This window comes from Jatrophihabitans lederbergiae (assembly GCF_031845305.1).
Classification (GTDB): Bacteria; Actinomycetota; Actinomycetes; order Mycobacteriales; family Jatrophihabitantaceae; genus Jatrophihabitans_A; species Jatrophihabitans_A lederbergiae.
On record NZ_JAVREH010000130.1, the window covers coordinates 1 to 2,791 of the forward strand.

Consider the following 2,791-nt stretch of genomic DNA (forward strand, 5'->3'; position numbering starts at 1 on the left):
GCCTTCACCTATGGAACGCAAATGGTTATTGCTTGACACTGCCTCCTTGGCGGACCGGTTGGTCCTGGTGGACGGGGCTCGTCTGCGCTTGGGCGTGCGTTGTGGGGCGGCGGTGGCGTCGGCGGGTGTGGTGTCATCGAGGGGGATGCGCAGGCGGAGTTCGACGTTCCAGCCTTGAACGCGGACGTCGTCGAGTACGAGGCGCAGCAGTTGTTGGCGGCCGTTGAAGTCGAGGGTGTCGATGCCGTGCAGCGCGCGGTGGGCGAAGTTGGCGATGCCGTGGTGCAGGCGGTTGTCGGCGGCGAGCTCGCTCTGGCGGGTGATGAGGGTTTGGTGTTCCTGCTCCAAGCGGCGAGCGCGGACGTCGATCTCGCGGCAGCGACGTTGCATCTCCGCGTTGTCGATCACGCTGGCCTGGTAGAGGTCAGAGACTCGCCCGCGTTCGGTGTGCGCACCCTGGAGTCGGCGTTGCAGGCGGGCCAGTTGGGTGGCGAGTAGGTCGTCGGGAGCCGGGGTGTGCGCTGCGACTGCTGCTTCTGCGGCGGTGATCAGGTCCGGGTGGGTGAGCAGTTGGCGTACCTGGTCGAAGACGAAGGTGTCCAGTTCATCGGCGCGCACGCGCCGCTCGGGGCAGCGGCGCTCGGCTCCGCCGGCGCGCCAGGGGTCGCGGTGCGGGCATAGGTAGTAGCGGGTCGTGGTGTGGTTGCGGCGGGCCCGGTAGCAGGTGAGCTTGACCTGGCAGTGGTCGCAGCGCAGCAGCCTGCGCAGCAGGAAGGTGTCGGGCTCGGTGCGCCGGGAGCTGTAACTGCTGTTGTCGCGGGCTGTGGCCGCGACGGCCTCGAGGGTGGCCTCGTCGATGATGGCCGGGATCGGGATCTCGATCCACTCCTCGCGGGGCCGCAGCCTCGCTCGGGTGCGGCCGACTGCGGGGTCGTAGCTGGTCTGGGTTCGGTTCCAATACAGCCGACCGGCGTAGGCCTCGTTACGCAGCAGGCGGCAGATTGTGGATAGCCGCCACACCGGCTTGCCTTCCGGTGAGGCGATGCCTTCGGCGGAGAGCACGACGGCCAGGTTGCGCAGGCTGGAGCCGGCCAGGAAGTCGGTGAAGATGCGGCGCACGACCGCCGCCTCGGGTTCGTGGATGATCAGATGCGCGGCGCCGTCGGCGCCGCGGGGCACGCGCCGGTAGCCGTAGGGGACCTTGGTGGCCAGGACCTCTCCGGCGCGCGAACGATACAGCTTGCCGCGCCGTCCGCGCTCGGCGAACTTGGCCCGTTCGTGCTCGGCGATTACGCCTTGGATCTGCACCAGCAGCCGCCCTTGTGGATCGTCGAGGGGTGGGGCGTCGGCGAAGCGGACCGGCACCTGGTAGCGGGCGAACTCGTCAAGGATCAGGATCTGGTAGGCGTAGGAGCGGGCCAGCCGATCCGGCGACAGGCACCAGATGGCGTCGATGGCGCCCGTTTCGGCGGCGTCGCGTAGCCGGTCCAGTCCGGGGCGGTCCAGCCGGGCCCCGGAGTACCCGTCGTCGATGAACTCCTCGATGAGTTCCTCGCCCTCGGCGGCGATCCTGTCTCGCAGTGTCTGCAGCTGCGAGCCGATTGTTGCCCGCGCTTGTTGGGTGTCAGTCGACACCCGGGCGTAGATGCCCACTCTCATGACATGCTCCTCGCGGTCGTGCCGGCTCACCGTGTGCCGGCTCGTTGTCGGCGTTTATCGTTGCTGTCCCGAGGCCATCCGGGAATCGGGGTATGGCTGATCGGGCTGTGCGATGTCCGGTTGTGCGGTCTCGAGCAGCAGCCGGTAGGTGGCGGCCAGCACGGCGACACGCGGATCGGCGTAGGGCGTCCACGCGGCTCGGGCGGCACCCAGCACTCGGGCGCTGAATACCGGCTCGGCGTCCGGCCAGATGATCAGGCCGGCCAGGCCGCGGCGAGCGAAGCGGGCGGCGGCCAGCTCGTCGGGTAGCCGGCCGCTGGCCAGCACCGCCGAGCGCAGCCGTTCATAGTCCTGCTGCGGCACTTCGGTCGGCGGCCAGAATCGGCTCATCGCTGCCTGGCCCGCTGGATGGTCCGGGGATGCAGCACCACGCCCAGCTGGTCGGCCACCGCTGCGGCGGCCTCGCTCGCCGAGCAGGAACCGAGGCTGTTCAGGAAAGTGTGCACGTCCTCGGTGAGTTTGGTCGGTCCCTTACGGCCGCGCCGCTCGTCGAGCAGGCCGGTCATCCCGGTCCGGTCGAACGCGGCGGCCACCAGATAGAACTCTGCGCGGGAGTAGCCATGCATGCCAGCTGCCGCAGTGACCGTCTCGCCGTCGCCGAAATGAGCCCGCAGCATCTCGTATTTCACCTGGACCTTGTCCACGGCGAAGAAGAACGGGTCCGCGGCGCAGAACAGCGGCGCGGTCACGGCGTCGGGGCGGGGATGGGCCAGTCCGGCTGTCTGCAGCGCCTGGCGGCGGGTGTTGTTGCTCATCAGCGTCACCTCCGCCTCCGACGGTAAAGAACTCTCAATGCGATGTCTAGCATTGTCGGCCGTGTCGCGCATTCGCTCTCGAAAATCTTTGAGATTCGCTTTTAATTACAAGAGTTTCCGAACCTGACTCGCGATATGGCATTAATTGGGGACGTACATTCCTGACAGTCCGAAATAGATCACTAGACATTTCGTAAGGGCTTGCGAACGCGTCCACCAAGCGTGGGCTGCGGTCCCGGAAGGCGATGAATGCCCGAGCCATGAGCATCGATCACCACCCGGGCGTGGAAGACGAGCTTTGCGCTCCGCATGTGTTC

3 protein-coding genes are annotated in these 2,791 nt (G+C 67.4%); all 3 read right to left on the reverse strand.

What is annotated here, in order from left to right; translation table 11 throughout:
- Positions 1-1,659: recombinase family protein (locus RM423_RS24410; protein WP_311425637.1), on the reverse strand; the 1,659-nt coding region annotated here is incomplete at its 3' end.
- Between the two features lie 54 nt (positions 1,660-1,713).
- Positions 1,714-2,049, reverse strand: coding sequence for a hypothetical protein (locus tag RM423_RS24415; protein WP_311425638.1), 336 nt, complete (start codon positions 2,047-2,049; stop codon positions 1,714-1,716).
- Positions 2,046-2,474, reverse strand: coding sequence for a COG3415 family protein (locus tag RM423_RS24420; protein WP_311425639.1), 429 nt, complete (start codon positions 2,472-2,474; stop codon positions 2,046-2,048). Before RM423_RS24420 ends, RM423_RS24415 begins: the two co-directional genes overlap by 4 nt.
- Positions 2,475-2,791 lie beyond the last annotated feature (317 nt).